General features: G+C 72.4%; 1 pseudogene. It reads left to right on the top strand.

Annotated elements, in window-relative coordinates:
* Positions 1–272 (top strand): annotated as a pseudogene (locus tag R0J88_RS20255) (hypothetical protein); the annotation flags it as partial.

The following is a 272-nucleotide window of genomic DNA, read 5'->3' as shown; positions in this document are numbered from 1 at the left end:
CCGACGAACTGCCCGGCGACCGCCAGCAGCCCTATCCCTTTTTCCTGGCCTCGCCGCTCGAAGGCGACCCGGCGCTGCTGGGGCCGATCGACGACTGGCTGCTGGAGTGGAAGTGGGACGGCATCCGCGCGCAACTGATCCGGCGGCGCGGCGAGGTGGCGCTGTGGTCGCGCGGCGAAGAGCGCCTGGACGGCCGCTTTCCGGAAGTCGAAGCGGCCGCGGCCGCCTTGGCGGTGGACTGCGTCGTCGACGGCGAACTGCTGGCCTGGCAG

Source organism: Pseudoalteromonas sp. SIMBA_162 (assembly GCF_046535955.1).
Classification (GTDB): Bacteria; Pseudomonadota; Gammaproteobacteria; order Enterobacterales; family Alteromonadaceae; genus Pseudoalteromonas; species Pseudoalteromonas marina.
This window is presented reverse-complemented; position numbering and strand designations above follow the sequence as displayed.